The sequence below is a fragment of the Pseudomonas sp. BP11-1-1 genome (genome assembly GCF_052112105.1).
In the GTDB taxonomy this organism is placed as follows: Bacteria; Pseudomonadota; Gammaproteobacteria; order Pseudomonadales; family Pseudomonadaceae; genus Aquipseudomonas; species Aquipseudomonas alvandae.
In genome coordinates this window covers 135,207-150,645 of the sequence record NZ_JAUTYU010000007.1, presented here as the reverse complement: position 1 = coordinate 150,645, position 15,439 = coordinate 135,207, and the positions used below count along the sequence as shown (strand labels likewise).

13 protein-coding genes are annotated in these 15,439 nt (G+C 61.8%); 5 read left to right on the top strand and 8 right to left on the bottom strand.

Translation table 11 applies throughout. The annotated features are described in order from the left end of the window. The first annotated feature begins 19 nt into the window (after positions 1–19). Together recJ and Q7C33_RS16490 are read left to right on the top strand one after the other, a co-directional pair. Entirely contained in the window at positions 20–1,729 is a 1,710-nt protein-coding gene (recJ, locus tag Q7C33_RS16495) for a single-stranded-DNA-specific exonuclease RecJ (protein ID WP_407683792.1), read from the top strand. Between the two features lie 368 nt (positions 1,730–2,097). Next, complete coding sequence (locus Q7C33_RS16490) at positions 2,098–3,204, top strand: NADH:flavin oxidoreductase/NADH oxidase (protein ID WP_334598265.1); 1,107 nt, start codon at positions 2,098–2,100, stop codon at positions 3,202–3,204. 203 nt (positions 3,205–3,407) lie between these two features. Here Q7C33_RS16490 and Q7C33_RS16485 read toward each other — a convergent pair whose 3' ends face one another. After that, positions 3,408–5,033 (bottom strand): glucan biosynthesis protein D, encoded by a 1,626-nt coding sequence (locus tag Q7C33_RS16485; protein ID WP_198796314.1) that lies wholly within the window; start codon positions 5,031–5,033, stop codon positions 3,408–3,410. A 356-nt stretch (positions 5,034–5,389) separates the two neighbouring features. Here Q7C33_RS16485 and Q7C33_RS16480 point away from each other — a divergent pair, with 356 nt between their 5' ends. Together Q7C33_RS16480 and Q7C33_RS16475 are read left to right on the top strand one after the other, a co-directional pair. After that, positions 5,390–5,575 carry a hypothetical protein gene (locus Q7C33_RS16480; protein ID WP_030139546.1) on the top strand — a complete coding sequence of 62 codons (186 nt, stop codon included), beginning with the start codon at positions 5,390–5,392 and terminating at the stop codon, positions 5,573–5,575. Between the two features lie 25 nt (positions 5,576–5,600). Beyond that, positions 5,601–5,849 carry an AbrB/MazE/SpoVT family DNA-binding domain-containing protein gene (locus Q7C33_RS16475; RefSeq protein WP_030139545.1) on the top strand — a complete coding sequence of 83 codons (249 nt, stop codon included), beginning with the start codon at positions 5,601–5,603 and terminating at the stop codon, positions 5,847–5,849. A 76-nt stretch (positions 5,850–5,925) separates the two neighbouring features. On the opposite strand, the gene Q7C33_RS16470 is transcribed toward Q7C33_RS16475, so the two are convergent. The 7 genes from Q7C33_RS16470 to Q7C33_RS16440 all read right to left on the bottom strand — a co-directional run bounded on the left by Q7C33_RS16470 (position 5,926) and on the right by Q7C33_RS16440 (position 14,332). Further along, entirely contained in the window at positions 5,926–7,350 is a 1,425-nt protein-coding gene (locus Q7C33_RS16470) for a gamma-aminobutyraldehyde dehydrogenase (RefSeq protein ID WP_407683791.1), read from the bottom strand. 157 nt (positions 7,351–7,507) lie between these two features. Beyond that, entirely contained in the window at positions 7,508–8,320 is an 813-nt protein-coding gene (locus Q7C33_RS16465) for an ABC transporter permease (protein ID WP_030139543.1), read from the bottom strand. Continuing rightward, on the bottom strand, positions 8,310–9,257 hold the full coding sequence (locus Q7C33_RS16460; RefSeq protein WP_030139542.1) for an ABC transporter permease: 948 nt from the start codon (positions 9,255–9,257) through the stop codon (positions 8,310–8,312). Before Q7C33_RS16460 ends, Q7C33_RS16465 begins: the two co-directional genes overlap by 11 nt. Positions 9,258–9,259: 2 nt before the next feature. Continuing rightward, positions 9,260–10,294 carry an ABC transporter ATP-binding protein gene (locus tag Q7C33_RS16455; RefSeq protein ID WP_030139541.1) on the bottom strand — a complete coding sequence of 345 codons (1,035 nt, stop codon included), beginning with the start codon at positions 10,292–10,294 and terminating at the stop codon, positions 9,260–9,262. A 210-nt stretch (positions 10,295–10,504) separates the two neighbouring features. Further along, positions 10,505–11,656, bottom strand: a complete 1,152-nt coding sequence (gene ydcS / locus Q7C33_RS16450; RefSeq protein WP_030139540.1) for a putative ABC transporter substrate-binding protein YdcS — start codon at positions 11,654–11,656, stop codon at positions 10,505–10,507. An 88-nt stretch (positions 11,657–11,744) separates the two neighbouring features. Beyond that, positions 11,745–13,202: a gamma-aminobutyraldehyde dehydrogenase gene (locus tag Q7C33_RS16445; protein ID WP_030139539.1), complete on the bottom strand. Its 1,458-nt coding sequence runs from the start codon at positions 13,200–13,202 to the stop codon at positions 11,745–11,747. 215 nt (positions 13,203–13,417) lie between these two features. Further along, positions 13,418–14,332: a LysR family transcriptional regulator gene (locus Q7C33_RS16440; protein ID WP_030139538.1), complete on the bottom strand. Its 915-nt coding sequence runs from the start codon at positions 14,330–14,332 to the stop codon at positions 13,418–13,420. 182 nt (positions 14,333–14,514) lie between these two features. Here Q7C33_RS16440 and Q7C33_RS16435 point away from each other — a divergent pair, with 182 nt between their 5' ends. Further along, entirely contained in the window at positions 14,515–15,225 is a 711-nt protein-coding gene (locus Q7C33_RS16435) for a tellurite resistance TerB family protein (RefSeq protein WP_030139537.1), read from the top strand. The last annotated feature ends 214 nt before the right edge of the window (positions 15,226–15,439 follow it).

Below are 15,439 nucleotides of genomic sequence, written 5' to 3'. Positions count from 1 at the left end.
GAAGTTTTCGTCTTTCCCCATGCGCATAGAACCCCGCCAGTTACCCGACACCCTGCCATTCCTCGGTGACCTGCCGCCGCTGTTGACCCGCCTGTACGCCGCCCGAGGCGTGCAATCTGCGGTTGAATTGGATAAAAGCCTGGCACGCCTGATCCCTTACCAGCAGCTCAAGGGAATCGACGCCGCAGTAGACCTGCTGGTGACGGCGCTGGAACACCGGCAGCGCATCCTGATCGTTGGCGATTTCGATGCGGACGGTGCGACCGCCAGCACGGTAGGGGTATTGGGCCTGCGCCTGCTCGGTGCGGCCCATGTCGATTACCTGGTGCCCAACCGCTTCGAATATGGCTACGGATTGACTCCGGAAATCGTTGAAGTCGCCCTGGAGCGCGAGCCGCAATTGCTGATCACCGTGGACAATGGCATTTCCAGCGTCGAAGGCGTGGCGGCGGCGAAAGCCGCGGGTCTCAAAGTGCTGGTCACCGACCACCACCTGCCCGGCCTCGAATTGCCGGCGGCTGATGCCATCGTCAACCCGAACCAACCGGGTTGTGATTTTCCCAGCAAGGCACTGGCGGGCGTCGGCGTGATTTTTTACGTGCTGATGGCCCTGCGGGCACGCTTGCGCAGCCTGGGCTGGTATGCCACCAAGCCCCAACCGAACATCGGCGAGCTGCTGGACCTGGTGGCGCTGGGCAGCGTCGCCGACGTGGTTCCTTTGGACGCCAATAACCGGATCCTGGTGCACCAGGGCCTGGAGCGTATTCGCGCCGGCCGCGCCCGTCCCGGGATCAAGGCGATCCTCGAAGTGGCCAAGCGCGACCCGTCGCGTATCACGTCCACCGATCTCGGTTTCATTCTCGGCCCGCGACTGAATGCGGCGGGGCGCCTGGATGACATGAGCCTGGGCATCGAATGCCTGCTCACCGATGACCCGGCGCTGGCGCGGGAAATGGCGGCGCAACTGGATGGCATGAACCAGGACCGCAAGTCCATCGAACAGGGCATGCAGCGCGAAGCGCTGGCCCAGCTCAAGGATTTGCCGGTGGAGTCGATGCCGTTCGGTTTATGCCTGTTCGATCCGCAGTGGCACCAAGGGGTTATCGGCATCCTCGCGTCGCGGATGAAAGAGCGGTATTTCCGTCCGACCATTGCCTTTGCCGATGCCGGGGACGGTTTGCTCAAAGGCTCCGGCCGCTCGGTACCGGGTTTTCATATTCGCGATGCGCTGAGCGTCGTTGCCGCGCAGCATCCAACGCTGATCAGCAAATACGGCGGTCATGCCATGGCGGCGGGGCTGACGTTGCCCGAGGCAAACTTTCCGATGTTCGCCGAGGCATTTGACGCGGAAGTGCGCAGGCAATTGCGTGAAGAAGACCTGACCGGCCGGCTGTTGTCCGACGGCACCCTGGCGGTGGAGGAGTTCCACCTGGAACTGGCCCGGGCGCTGCGTCACGCCGGCCCTTGGGGCCAGCACTTCCCCGAGCCGATGTTCCATGGCGTGTTCCAGTTGGTCGAGCAGCGCGTGGTGGGCGAGCGGCACCTGAAGGTCGTCCTCAAGAGCGAGTGCGGCTCGGTGAAGCTCGATGGCATCGCCTTTGGTATCGACCGCGAGATCTGGCCAAATCCTACGGTGCGCTGGGTCGAACTCGCCTACAAGCTCGACCTCAACGAGTTCCGCGGCCAGGAAACGGTGCAGTTGATGATTGCCCATATCGAACCGCGATAGACACTCGGCTTTTGTGGCGAGGGGATTTATCCCCGCTGGGCTGCGAAGCAGCCCCAAAGCAGGCGACTCAATCTGCCTGATACCCACAGGTGTCAGGTTTTGGGGGGCTTCGCCCCCAGCGGGGATAAATCCCCTCGCCACACAGTGACCAACCCAAGCGAGAGCAAGCACCCTCGTCACACCGTCAGTTTTTCAGGTCTGAACCCTGCTTCCTCCCAGGTTGTCGACTAGTCTCTAAGCACTGCTTGATAGCCCTTGTGACGTCTTGTCTGTTTCTTTGCCCGCGGGGGCGGGTGTTGCGCCTTTTGTCACTCGTCGACTTTTCAAACAGAACCCTGGAGCCTGCCCACTGATTCGAGAGGTGCCCCATGAGTCTGCTGCTGGAACCCTATACCCTTCGTCAACTGACCCTGCCCAATCGCATCGCGGTGTCGCCGATGTGCCAGTATTCGAGCGCCGATGGCCTGGCCAACGATTGGCATCTGGTGCACCTCGGCAGCCGCGCCGTGGGGGGCGCCGGGCTAGTCTTCACTGAAGCCACCGCCGTCACCGCCGATGGTCGCATTACCGCCCAGGACCTGGGCTTGTGGAACGACGAACAGATCGAGCCCCTACAGCGCATCACACGGTTTATCACCGCACAAGGGGCCGTGCCCGGCATTCAACTCGCCCACGCCGGTCGCAAGGCCAGCACCTGGCGGCCGTGGCTGGGCAAGCATGGCAGCGTCAAGCCGGAGGACGGTGGCTGGGTGCCGGTCGGCCCATCGCCTATCGCCTTCGATCCGCAGCACACCCAACCGGTCCAGCTGGACGAGGGGCAGATCGCCGACGTCATCCAGGCATTCGTGGACGCGGCCAAGCGCGCCTTGACCGCCGGCTTCAAGGTCGTCGAGGTCCATGCGGCCCATGGCTATCTGCTGCATCAATTCCTTTCGCCGTTGAGCAATCAGCGCCGCGATCAATATGGCGGGTCGTTCGAAAATCGCATCCGGCTGGTGTTGCAAGTGACCGAAGCGGTCAGGGCTGCCTGGCCTGAAGAGCTCCCGGTATTCGTGCGTGTCTCCGCCACCGACTGGGTCGAAGACGGCTGGAACCCGGATGAAACCGTGGAGTTGGCGCGACGCTTCAGGATGCTGGGGGTGGACTTGATTGACGTGTCGTCGGGCGGCACCGCCGCGAATGCGGAAATTCCCACCGGCCCGGGCTATCAGACGCGCTTCGCCGAGCGGGTACGCAAGGAGTCGGAAATCGCCACCGGCACCGTGGGCATGATCACCGAACCGGCCCAGGCCGAGCACATCCTGCGCACCTGCCAGGCCGACATCATCTTCCTCGCCCGCGAACTGTTGCGTGATCCATATTGGGCGCTGCATGCCGATGATGACCTGGGCGGACGCAAGGCCACCTGGCCGGCGCAGTACCAGCGGGCGACGCATCGGGACCAGCCGATCCATGAGTCGGATTTGCGGGATTGAGGGCCTGATAAAACAAAAAGCCCCGATCAGCATTGGCCGGGGCTTTTGTTTATCGGGCTGGATTATTCGGTGGTTGGACCGGCCTCATCGCAAGCAAGCTCGCTCCCACAGTGGAGTTGTGTTGTTCACATATCCCCCTGTGGGAGCGAGCTTGCTCCGGGCGGCGATCCGACGATTGGGCCAGTCCAGACACTCGATTACTGTCAGGGATACTTACGCTTATCCGGCGCCGGCGGAAAGTACTGGTACAACCAGGTTTCGCTCAAGGTCCGGTCCTTGGAGCGAATGAACAGCCGCATCTCCACCGGGTCCACGCGATCGTCGGTCGGGTACCAGTCAAAGGTGATGCGGTAGCCCTTGATCGAATCCAGCACCAGCACATTGAAATCCTTCACTTCGCCGTGGGAGCAGGTCACCACCGGTTCGATGCCGGTGCCCGGTGGCAACTGGTCGAGGCCGCCGCCGCTGAAGTCCACGGCAAAACGCCGCGCCCAGACGGTCGGGTAGTGCTCGCCGGGTGCCCAGCCTTCGATGAAGCCGCCCATGCCGGAACGGGTCGCATCGACGTGCGCCAGGTCCGTGCTGACCGGAGGCAAGGCGCTCCAGTAGAGCTTGTAGCCGTAGTTCAGCGAATCACCGGCGGCGACGGGTTTTTTCGGTGTCCAGAACGCGACGATGTTATCGAGGGTTTCGCCAGTGGTGGGAATCTCCAGCAGATCGACGGAGCCCTCGCCCCATGCGGTCGTAGGTTCTACCCACAGGCTTGGACGTTTGCTGTACCAGTCGACGGTGTCCTGGTAACTGTCGAAGTCATGGTCGGTCTGCACCAGGCCGAAGCCTTTCGGGTTCTTGTCGGCGAAGGCGTTGAACTGCAGGGTCGCGGGATTGTTCAGCGGGCGGCAGACCCACTCACCATTGCCGCGCCACATGGCCAGCCGGTCGGAATCATGGATTTGCGGGTGAATGGTGTCGCACATGCGTCGTTCGACGGTGCCGCAACTGAACATGCTGGTCATTGGCGCAATACCCAGTTGCTCGATGGCGGTACGGGCGTTGATATGCGCGTCGATTTCCATGACGACCCGCGTCGGTTGGCAGTCGATGTCAAAACGATAGGCACCGGTGGCACTAGGCGAGTCGAGCAACGCGTAGACCACGAAACGGGTGCTGTTCTTTTCCGGGGTTTCGAACCAGAACTTGGTGAAATCCGGAAACTCCTCGCGCTTCTTGGCGTAGGTGTCGATGGCCAGGCCACGGGCTGACAAGCCGTACTGGCCGCTGGCGTCGACGGCGCGGAAATAACTTGCGCCGAGGAAGGAAACGATATCGTGGCGGTCCAGCTCCGGTGCCTTGAACACCCGGAACCCGGCGAAACCCAGGTCACCGGTCAGTTGCGAGGTGTTGACCGTGGTCTTCTCATAATTGAACAGCTCCGGACGGAAATGCACCTCCCGGGCCATGCGCGTCTTCGCATCGACGCTGTACATGCGCACTGGCTGCTTGAAACCCATGCCGACGTGGAAGAACTGGACATCCAGCTGGCCGTCCACCGCGTTCCACAGCGAATGGTTGGCGTCGTACTTGATGGCGTTGAATTGCAGGGGCGACATCTGCGCCAGGGTGGGCGGCAGGACTTGCTTGGTGTCGGTGTAGGGGCTCCTGGCCAACTGCCGGGCCTGGTCTTTCAGCGCATCGAAATCGAACGGCCGGGCTTCGCCATCGGCTGCCTGATCGGCCGCCCAGGCGCGTGCAGCCATGAGCCCGGAAGCTGAGAGCCCGGTGTAGGCGGCAAAGGCCATGGAGGCCTTGAGCAGGTTCCTGCGGTGCATAAATACAACCTTCTATCGAAACAATCCCGCGCCGATCCTGGGAACAGGGATTGGTATTAGGGTTCGGACATGCCTTTGGCCAAACGCGACGGACGTTAGAACAGATACCTGAGAGCTGGATCGGTTCACCGAGGCGCAAAATCATAGGGCAAATGATGGGATCGAGAGATGGCAATGCGGGGTTCGGTCAAACTTTCTTACAGAGTTTTCTTTTTTTTACGGCGTTTCGGCGTTTTTTGACTAATTACTCTAAAAAACGCTTTTCACGCTTGGAATCCTCCTTATTCTTTAGCGAGATAGCCGGCATAACCGTTCACCAGGCGCTATCAGGCCAACGACGCAACGAAGGACAAGTCATGACGAAATTACAGGGCATCACCGAAATGCTGGGCGTTTTTCCCGGCCTGGGCATCAAGCGTCGGTCGCGCCGGCTTAGCCTGGAGGAATTGAGGTTGGTCGAGCGCTATCGAGAGTTGTCGGAAAACGACCGGATCGCCATGCGCTACCTCGTAGACGCGATGCGGCGTGTCTCGCAGTTTTGAACACGCTATTTCAAAGGAGAGCGTTATGTCGTCAACGGTAGCAAGCAACGGACGGGTGACCATTCCCAAGGCTATTCGCGAGGCCCTGCAATTGGTTCCGGGGTGTACTGTCGAATTCAGCATCAATGCGCTTGGCGAAGTGGTGTTACGTGCCGTGAGACACCCTGTGGCAAGGGATTGGGCCCAGGATTGCTTCGAGGTCACCCATGGCAGGGCGAAGATGAAGCGGCGTACAGGCGAGTTGATGGCGCGATTGCCTGCCAGATACAAATGAAATGAGTGTGTTGCCATGACCGTTAAAAAACACGACCGGACACTGTCGTCCGGTCGTGAATCAATTGTATTTCGGCTCAGTGCTTGAACATCACATGCCGCACCACCGTGTAATCCTCCAGCCCATACATGGACATGTCCTTGCCGTAGCCGGAGCGTTTCTGACCGCCGTGGGGCATTTCGCTGACGAGCATGAAGTGAGTGTTCACCCAGGTGCAGCCGTATTGCAGTCGCGCTGACAGGCGATGGGCACGGCCGACGTCGGTGGTCCATACCGATGAGGCCAATCCATAGTCCGAGTCGTTGGCCCACGCCAATACTTGCGCTTCATCGAGGAACGGGGTGACGGACACCACCGGGCCGAAGACTTCGCGGCGGACGATTTCGTCGTCCTGCTGGGCGTCGGCCAGCACCGTGGGTTCAAAGAAGAAACCGTTGCCGTCCACGGCCTTGCCACCGGTGATCAGGCGGATATGCGGCTGGGCGATGGCCCGCTCGACGAAAGCGGCCACGCGGTCGCGATGCTGGGCGGTGATCAGCGGGCCCATTTCGGTGTCGGGCTCGTTCTGCAAACCGTACTTGATGCTGCTGACCGCAGCGCCGAGTTTCTCGACGAACCGGTCATAGATGCCTTGCTGGGCGTAGATGCGACAAGCGGCGGTGCAATCCTGGCCGGCGTTGTAGAAGCCGAAGGTGCGGATGCCTTCCACGGCTGCGTCGATGTCGGCGTCATCGAAAATGATCACCGGGGCTTTCCCACCCAGCTCCATGTGCATGCGCTTGACGCTGTCGGCAGTGCTGGAAATGATGTTCGAACCGGTGGCGATGGAACCGGTCAGCGATACCATCCGCACTTTCGGGTGGGTGACCAGCGGATTGCCGACGGTTTGCCCACGGCCGAAGACCACGTTGAGCACGCCGGCGGGGAAAATCTGCGCGGCCAGTTCCGCCAGGCGCAATGCGGTCAGCGGGGTCTGCTCCGACGGCTTGAGCACCACGGTGTTGCCGGCGGCCAGGGCTGGAGCGATTTTCCAGGCGACCATCATCAACGGGTAATTCCACGGTGCAATGGAAGCGATAACCCCCACAGGATCACGACGGATCATCGACGTGTGGCCCGGCAGGTATTCGCCGCCCGCCGAACCGCTCATGCAGCGGCTGGCGCCGGCAAAGAAACGGAACACGTCGGCAATCGCCGGGATCTCGTCGTTCAACGCGGCGCTGAAGGGTTTGCCGCAGTTGTCCGATTCCAGCTTCGCCAGTTCCTCACCGTTGGCTTCGATGGCGTCGGCCAGCTTGAGCAGCAACACGGAGCGGTCCTTGGGTGACACTTGCGACCAGGATTCGAAGGCGCTGTCGGCGGCACGCACGGCGGCATCGACCTGGGCCTCGCTGGCTTCATTGATTTCCACCAGGACCCGACCCAGGGCCGGGTTGAATACCGCCTGGCCAGGGCCTTCGCCGTTGACCAGATGGCCGTTGATCAGCAGTTTAGTTTGCATGTCCTTGTCCTCTTGAATGGTTTCCAAGTCCCCTGTGGGAGCGAGCTTGCTCGCGATAGTGGTAGGTCATTCACCTTTGCAGCGACTGACACGACGCATTCGCGAGCAAGCTCGCTCCCACAGGATTGCGGTTCCTGCGATGAGCGATCTTCATTGATTATTTCCCGCCACTCCCCGCCACGCTTTCACCCCCGCGCGTCAGGTAATACGCGCCCAATATCGGCAACATCGTCACCATCATCACCAGCATCGCCACCACGTTGGTCACCGGCACGTCGCGAGGGCGGCTGAGCTGGTTGAGCAGCCAGAGCGGCAAAGTGCGCTCGTGGCCGGCGGTGAAGGTGGTGACGATGATTTCGTCGAACGACAGGGCAAACGCGAGCATTCCGCCGGCCAGCAGCGCCGACCCCAGGTTAGGCAGGACGATGTAGCGAAAGGTCTGCCAGCCGTCGGCGCCCAGGTCCATCGAGGCCTCGATCAGGCTGTGGGACGTGCGGCGCAGGCGGGCGATAACGTTGTTGTAGACGATCACCACGCAAAAAGTCGCGTGCCCGACAATGATGGTGAACATCCCGGGCTCTATGCCCAGGGTCTTGAACGTTGCCAGCAGGGCGATGCCGGTGATGATTCCCGGCAGGGCGATCGGCAGGATCAGCATCAGCGAAATGCCCTGTTTGCCGAAGAAGTCCCGGCGGTACAGCGCTGCCGAGGCCAATGTGCCGAGCACCATGGCAATCAGCGTCGCGACAGCGGCGACCTGCAAGGACAGCTTGATCGCCTCCAGCACGTCGGGGCGCGAGAAGGCCACGCTGAACCACTTCAATGTCAGCCCCTTGGGCGGAAAGCTGAACGCAGCGTCTTCGGTATTGAAGGCATACAGGAAGATGATCAGGATCGGAAAGTGCAGGAACACCAGCCCGCCCCATGCCGCGATCCGCAAGCCCCACGACGCTTGAGAGTCAGAGTGCATCGAAAGCCCCCAGTCGCTTGACGATGGAAAGGTAGATGGCGATCAGCACGATGGGCACCAGCGTGAACGCCGCGGCCATGGGCATGTTGCCGATGGCGCCTTGCTGGGCGTAGACCATGCTGCCGACGAAATACCCTGGCGGTCCCACCAGTTGCGGCACGATGAAATCCCCCAGGGTCAGCGAGAACGTGAAGATCGAGCCGGCGGCAATTCCCGGGATCGACAACGGCAGGATCACTTGCATGAACGTCTGGCGGGGCTTGGCGCCAAGGTCCGCCGAGGCTTGCAGCAGCGACGGCGGCAGACGCTCCAGGGACGCCTGGATCGGCAGGATCATGAATGGCAGCCAGATGTAGACGAACACCAGGAAGCGCCCCAGGTGTGAGGTGGACAAGGTGCTGCCGCCCACGCCGGGAATCCCCAGCACGAACTGCAACACAGGGCCCAGGCCCAGGTGCTGGACGAACCACTGCGCCACGCCGCCCTTGGCCAGCAGCAGCGTCCAGGCGTAAGCCTTGACGATGTAGCTGGCCCACATCGGCAGCATCACCGCGATGTAGAAAAACGCCTTGGTCTTGCCGCTGGTGTAGCGCGCCATGTAATAGGCAATCGGGAAGGCGACGATGGCGCTGGCGATGGACACCACGATTGCCATGGCCAGGGTGCGCACGATGATGTCGAAATTCGACGGTTGGAACAGCGCCGCGAAGTTCGCCAGGGTCAGGTCCGGCGTGACCGCCATGGTGAAGTCGTCGAAGGTGTAGAAACCCTGCCACAGCAAGGTCAGCAGCGAACCCAGGTAGATTGCGCCGAACCAGATCAGCGGTGGCACCAGCAACATCGACAGGTACAGGTTGGGGCGTCGGTACAGCACGTTGGAAAATCGCCGCAGCGGTGAGCCGGGGGCGGGCGTTCGCGTGAGAGCCAAGGTATTCATTTTCAGACCTCGGCCCCGGTGTCATTCAGGGCGATCATTGCCTCGCGGGCCCAGCGCACGGTGAGCTGCTGGCCGGTCTGGTATTGGGTCGCGTTGTCCACCCATTGGGTATTGGCCTGGCTGAGGTTCAGCGTCTGGCCGTTGTCGAGTTTCAGCTCGTAACGCGTGGCGCTGCCCTGGTACTGGATGTCATGGAGCAGGCCCTGGATTTCGATTTCATGGCCGGCCAGCGGGCCTTCGGCGAAACGCACATGCTCCGGGCGAATCGAAAACGGCTGTGGATGACCGCTCAATTGCCGGGCCAGTTCGCCACGGATCACGTTGGAGGTGCCGACGAACTCGGCAACGAAGGTGGTTGCCGGTTTCATATAGAGGTTGCGTGGGGTATCGACTTGTTCGATCCGACCTTTGTTGAAGACCGCGACGCGATCCGACATCGACAGCGCTTCGGTCTGGTCGTGGGTGACGAAAATGAAGGTGATGCCCAGCTGGCGTTGCAGCTTCTTCAACTCGCCCTGCATTTGTTCGCGCAACTTCAGGTCGAGGGCGCCCAGCGGTTCATCCAGCAGCAACACCCGAGGACGATTGACCAGCGCGCGGGCCAGGGCGACGCGTTGGCGCTGGCCGCCTGAAAGCTGCACCGGCTTGCGCTCGCCATAGCCGCCCAGGGCAACCATCTCCAGCGCTTCGTCGGCGCGCTTGATTCGTTCTGCCTTGGCCACGCCTTTGACTTTCAAACCGTAGGCCACGTTGTCGCGCACGTTCATGTGGGGAAAGAGGGCGTAGTCCTGGAAAACCGTGTTGACGTCGCGCTGATAAGGCGCGAGCCCGGTGGCTTCTTCACCGTGGATGCGGATCGAACCGGCACTGGGCTGCTCGAACCCGGCGATCAGCCGCAGGCACGTGGTCTTGCCCGAGCCGGAAGGGCCCAGCATGGAAAAGAACTCGCCGTCCTGGATATCGATGGAGACCCGGTCAACGGCCTTCACCTCGCCGAACTGACGGGAAACGTGGGTGAACTGGACTGCAAGCGTCATGGTGCGGGCTCCGGAAAAGCGGGCTTTCGTTAAATCATTACCAGGGGACAGGCACGGACTCGTGGCGAGGGGATTTATCCCCGCTGGGGGCGAAGCCCCCCAAAACCTGACACCTGTGGGTATCAGACAGATTGAGTCGCCTGCTTTGGGGCTGCTTCGCCGCCCAGCGGGGATAAATCCCCTCGCCACAAAAACAGTGTTCGGCTGCGCTTAACGTCCGCCCATGATCGCAATGTAATCCTGGGTCCAGCGGCTGTACGGCACGAACTTGCCGCCCTCGGCCTGTGGGGTTTTCCAGAACGCGATCTTGTCGAACTGATCGAAGCCGTTGGTCTTGCAACCTTCGGCGCCCAGCAGCTCGCTGCCCTTGCACGCCGCCGGCACCGCAGGCAAGGAGCCGAACCACGCGGCGACGTCGCCCTGGACTTTCGGTTGCAGCGACCAATCCATCCATTTGTAGGCGCAGTTCGGGTGCTTGGCCTCGGCATGTAGCATCGTCGTGTCGGCCCAGCCGGTGGCACCTTCTTTCGGAATGGTCGAGGCGATCGGCTGTTTCTCGTTCATCAGGCCGTTGACCTGATACGGCCAGGCGCCGGACGCCACCACGCCTTCGTTCTTGAAATCGCTCATCTGCACGGTGGTGTCATGCCAGTAGCGATGGATCAACGGCTGTTGGCCCCGCAGCAATTCGAGCACCGCCTTGTATTGGGCCTCGTCGAGTTGGTACGGGTCCTTGATACCCAGCTCAGGCTTGGCGGTCTTGAGGTACAGCGCCGCGTCGGCGATGTAGATCGGGCCATCGTAGGCTTGCACGCGGCCCTTGTTCGGCTTGCCGTCGGGCAAATCCTGGGCGTTGAACAGCACGCTCCAACTGGTCGGTGCCTGCTTGAACACGCTGGTGTTGTACATCAGTACATTCGGGCCCCATTGGTACGGGGTGCCGTAGGTCTGTTGGTTGACCACGTACCACGGCGCATCCTTGAGGCGCGGGTCGAGGTTTTTCCAGTTGGCGATCAGTGCGGTGTTGATCGGTTGCACCCGCTTGCCGGCAATCAGCCGCAACGACGCGTCGCCCGAGGCGGTCACCAGGTCGTAGCCGCCCTTGGTCATCAGGCTGACCATTTCATCGGACGTCGCGGCGGTTTTCACATTGACCTTGCAGCCGGTTTCCTTCTCGAAGCCGGTGACCCAGTCGTAGGCCTTGTCGCTTTCACCGCGTTCGATGTAGCCCGGCCAGGCGACGATATCCAGTTGGCCTTCGCCAGCACCAACGGCCTTGAGCGGTTCGGCGGCCTGCAGGCTGACGCTGGTCAGCAACGCCGTGGTGATTGCACTGAGCAATACGGTCTTGTGCGCGTACATGGAAATCCCTCTTGCTTTAATTATGGTCGGGGCAGTTTTGAACCGGTGAAGCGCCACGAATGGCTTGTTATTAGAGTAGTGCTGTTATCTAGAGATGCTGGCCATGCCTGGCCATGATGTGTCTCACCACGCTGTAGTCCTGCAGCGAGTCGCTGGACAGGTCTTTCCCATAGCCCGAACGTTTCAGTCCGCCGTGGGGCATTTCGCTGACCAGCATGAAATGGCTGTTGATCCAGGTGCAGCCGTATTGCAGCCGCGCCGCCACCTGCATCGCCTTGTCGAGGTTCTGGGTCCACACCGAGGACGCCAGGCCATATTCCGAATCATTGGCCCAATCCACCGCCTGGCTGAGTTCGTCGAAGCGGGTCACGGTGACGACCGGTCCGAATACCTCGCGCTGGACGATCTCATCACTTTGCTTGCAGCCGGCCAGCAGTGTCGGCTGGTAAAAGAAACCGGCGCCGGAATGCACCGCCGCACCTGTGATGCGTTCGATATGCGGTTGGCCGAGGGCACGCTCGACAAAACTGGCGACCCGGTCGCGTTGGCGGACGCTGATCAGCGGGCCGATTTCGTTGTCGGCGTCGCGCTTGCCGGCAAAGCGCAGGCTGCCGACCGCCGCACCGAGTTCGGCCACGAGTTGGTCATGAATGCCGGCCTGGGCGTAGATCCGGCAGGCCGCGGTGCAATCCTGGCCGGCGTTGTAATAGCCATAGGTGCGCACACCCTCGACCACCGCCCGCAGGTCGGCGTCGTCACAGACAATCACCGGGGCCTTGCCGCCCAGTTCGAGATGCGTGCGCTTGAGGGTTTTCGCGGCGGCCTGGAGGATCTTCTGCCCGGTGACGATATCCCCCGTCAACGAGACCATGCGCACCTTCGGATGACTGACCAAGTGGCTGCCGACGCCTTCACCGCCACCGCAGATGATATTGATGACGCCGCGCGGCAGGATCTCCGCCAACGTTGGCGCCAGGGCCAGGATCGACAGCGGGGTGTGCTCCGAAGGCTTGAACACCAAGGTGTTGCCGGCGGCCAGGGCCGGGGCGATTTTCCAGGCTGCCATCATGATCGGGTAGTTCCACGGCGCAATCGATGCCACCACGCCCAGCGGGTCGCGGCGCACCATGCTGGTGTAGCCGGGCAGGTATTCACCGCTGAGCTGGCCGGTCTGGCAGCGCACGGCGCCGGCAAAGAAACGGAACACGTCCACCGTGGCGCTCAAGTCATCCTGGCGGGCCAGGTGCAGCGGCTTGCCGCAGTTCAGTGATTCGAGGCGGGCCAGTTCGTCGGCGTTTTTTTCGATGGTGCTGGCGATTTCCAGCAGCAGGTTCGAGCGGTGTTGCGGCGTGGTGCGTGACCAGTCGGGGAAGGCGTGGTGGGCGGCGAGGATCGCGGTCTCGACCTGTTCGAGGCTGGCCTCGGCGATGTGGACGAGTACTTCACCGGTGGCGGGGTTGAGGATCGGCTCGACAACGCCTTCGCCGGGGACCAACGCTCCGTCGATCAGCAACGCGGTACAGAACGGGTTTTGCGTGCCGGCCATTTTTTATAGGTCTCAGTTGAAACAAAGAACCTGTGGGAGCGAGCTTGCTCGCGATGGCGGTGTATCAGTCGAATCGATGTCGCCTGTCACACCGCCATCGCGAGCAAGCTCGCTCCCACAATGGATTGTTCTCACACAAGGGATTGTGGCGATGCAGCAAGACTAGTGCTCAGCCGCAAGGCCGACAAATTCGAAATACTCAAGGCTGCGTTCGATTAAATAGATGGCTTGCGCCCGCTTGGGCGTTGCTCCCGAGCGACGGTCAGGAATGGATCGACCGACGCCGGTCGCGCCGTGCCCCGGCGCCACGCCAGGCCGACGTCGAGCGTCTGGTTGAGGTCGGCAATTGGGCGTGCCTCGATGATGTCGCCCTCCAGCGACCACGGACGATAGGTCATGTCCGGCTGGATCGACACGCCCAGCCCGGCGGCCACCAGACTGCGCACCGCTTCGGTCGAGGCGGTGCGCAGCGTGACCTGCGGTTGCAGGCCGGCGCCGCGCCAGAGGCGTTGCGCGTTGCGATCCATCTCGTCGACGTTCAGCTGGATCAGTGGCTCCCGGGCCACCTCCGCCAGGTTGATGCTGTCGTGTTCCAGCAGCGGGTGTTGGGCCGGCAGCCACAAGCGATACGGTGAGTGGGTCAGCACTTCGGTCTGCAGGGCGTGGCGGTCTTCGAGGTTGGACAGGATCAGGACGCCGACATCGATTTCGCCGCTGACCAGCAGATGCTCGATATAAGGTCGTTCGTCCTCCATGACGCGGATCGCCACGTTAGGATAGGCGCGCTGGAAACGGGTCAAGAGGTCCGCCAGGTAGTAACCGGCGACAAGGCTGGTCACGCCGACGGTGACTTGGCCAGCCACTTGGTCGGTGCTTTGTTGCAGGCTGCGCTTGGCATTGTCGACGGTGGCCAGGATCAGGTGGGCCTGGCGCAGGAATTGGTGCCCCTGGTGCGTCAATGTCATGCCCTTGGCGTGCCGACTGAACAGGCTGACGCCGATCTCTTCCTCCAATTGCTGGATGGCCAGGGTCAGGGTGGATTGGGAGATGAATGCAGTCTGCGCAGCGGCGGAGATCGAGCCGGTTTCGGCCACGGCTATGAAATGGCGGATCTGGCGCAGCGTCATCATGGCGGGATACCCGGGGGCGAATTTATCGATGTCCCCGAGTGTATATCGTTTTTTTAGAATGGGAGCCGGCGCTGACGCTGGACGTGCCAGGCAACATCTGGAAGCAATCTCGGCAAGGGCGACAGGGCACTTTCGATCTAGGCTGGTGGCCTCAAGTTGACCTGAAAACGTGGAGGCAACAAATGAACACCCGTGGATTGCTCGATCAGCTTCTCAAGTCCGGCCAGGAACTGCTGCAGAACAAGGCGGGCGGTTCGCAGGGCAAGCCGTCTTCCGGCCTGGGCGGGTTGCTCGGCGGCTCCGGCAACCTGGGCGGAATGCTTTCCGGCGCGGGCGGCGGAGCGTTGGCCGCCGGGGCCATGGGGTTGCTGCTGGGTAACAAGAAGGCCCGCAACTTCGGTGGCAAGGCCTTGGCTTATGGCGGCTTGGCTGCGTTGGGGGTGATTGCCTACAAGGCTTATGGCAACTGGCAGGCCCAGCAGGGCAACGCGCCGAAGACCGAGCCGCAGACCCTGGACCGCGTCCCGGCGGGGCAAGTCGAGCAACACAGCCAGGCGATCCTCAAGGCCCTGGTCGCGGCGGCCAAGGCTGACGGCCATGTGGACGAGCGGGAGCGGCAATTGATCGAAGGTGAATTCACCAAGCTCGACAACGACCAGGAACTGCAGCACTGGTTGCACGCCGAACTCAACAAACCCCTGGACCCTGCCGATGTGGCCCGAGCGGCCAGCACGCCGGAAATTGCCGCGGAAATGTACATCGCCAGCGTGATGCTGGTGGACGAGGAAAACTTCATGGAGAAATCCTACCTCGACGAACTGGCGCGCCAACTCAAGCTGGAGCCGGGGCTGAAGGCAGAACTGGAGAAGCAGGTGCGCCAGGCTGCTGCCTAACCTCCCTCAATGGTGTTGTGTTGTCCAATGTTATTGAGTTCACCGCACCGTGGCGAGGGAGCTTGCTCCCGCTGGGTGGCGAAGCCGCCCCAACAGCGTTTCCCAATGGACCCTTTCGGTCGGTTGACGGCGGCTGCGCCGCCGAGCGGGAGCAAGCTCCCTCGCCACGGTGCGTGTTTCACGCTTGAGCAAACGGTTTCAAAAATCTCCCTCA

Coding starts and splice junctions, on each gene's coding strand:
- recJ (WP_407683792.1), top strand. CDS start 20: ATGCGCATAGAACCCCGCCAGTTACCCGACACCCTGCCATTCCTCGGT.
- Q7C33_RS16490 (WP_334598265.1), top strand. CDS start 2,098: ATGAGTCTGCTGCTGGAACCCTATACCCTTCGTCAACTGACCCTGCCC.
- Q7C33_RS16485 (WP_198796314.1), bottom strand. CDS start 5,033: ATGCACCGCAGGAACCTGCTCAAGGCCTCCATGGCCTTTGCCGCCTAC.
- Q7C33_RS16480 (WP_030139546.1), top strand. CDS start 5,390: ATGACGAAATTACAGGGCATCACCGAAATGCTGGGCGTTTTTCCCGGC.
- Q7C33_RS16475 (WP_030139545.1), top strand. CDS start 5,601: ATGTCGTCAACGGTAGCAAGCAACGGACGGGTGACCATTCCCAAGGCT.
- Q7C33_RS16470 (WP_407683791.1), bottom strand. CDS start 7,350: ATGCAAACTAAACTGCTGATCAACGGCCATCTGGTCAACGGCGAAGGC.
- Q7C33_RS16465 (WP_030139543.1), bottom strand. CDS start 8,320: ATGCACTCTGACTCTCAAGCGTCGTGGGGCTTGCGGATCGCGGCATGG.
- Q7C33_RS16460 (WP_030139542.1), bottom strand. CDS start 9,257: ATGAATACCTTGGCTCTCACGCGAACGCCCGCCCCCGGCTCACCGCTG.
- Q7C33_RS16455 (WP_030139541.1), bottom strand. CDS start 10,294: ATGACGCTTGCAGTCCAGTTCACCCACGTTTCCCGTCAGTTCGGCGAG.
- ydcS (WP_030139540.1), bottom strand. CDS start 11,656: ATGTACGCGCACAAGACCGTATTGCTCAGTGCAATCACCACGGCGTTG.
- Q7C33_RS16445 (WP_030139539.1), bottom strand. CDS start 13,202: ATGGCCGGCACGCAAAACCCGTTCTGTACCGCGTTGCTGATCGACGGA.
- Q7C33_RS16440 (WP_030139538.1), bottom strand. CDS start 14,332: ATGATGACGCTGCGCCAGATCCGCCATTTCATAGCCGTGGCCGAAACC.
- Q7C33_RS16435 (WP_030139537.1), top strand. CDS start 14,515: ATGAACACCCGTGGATTGCTCGATCAGCTTCTCAAGTCCGGCCAGGAA.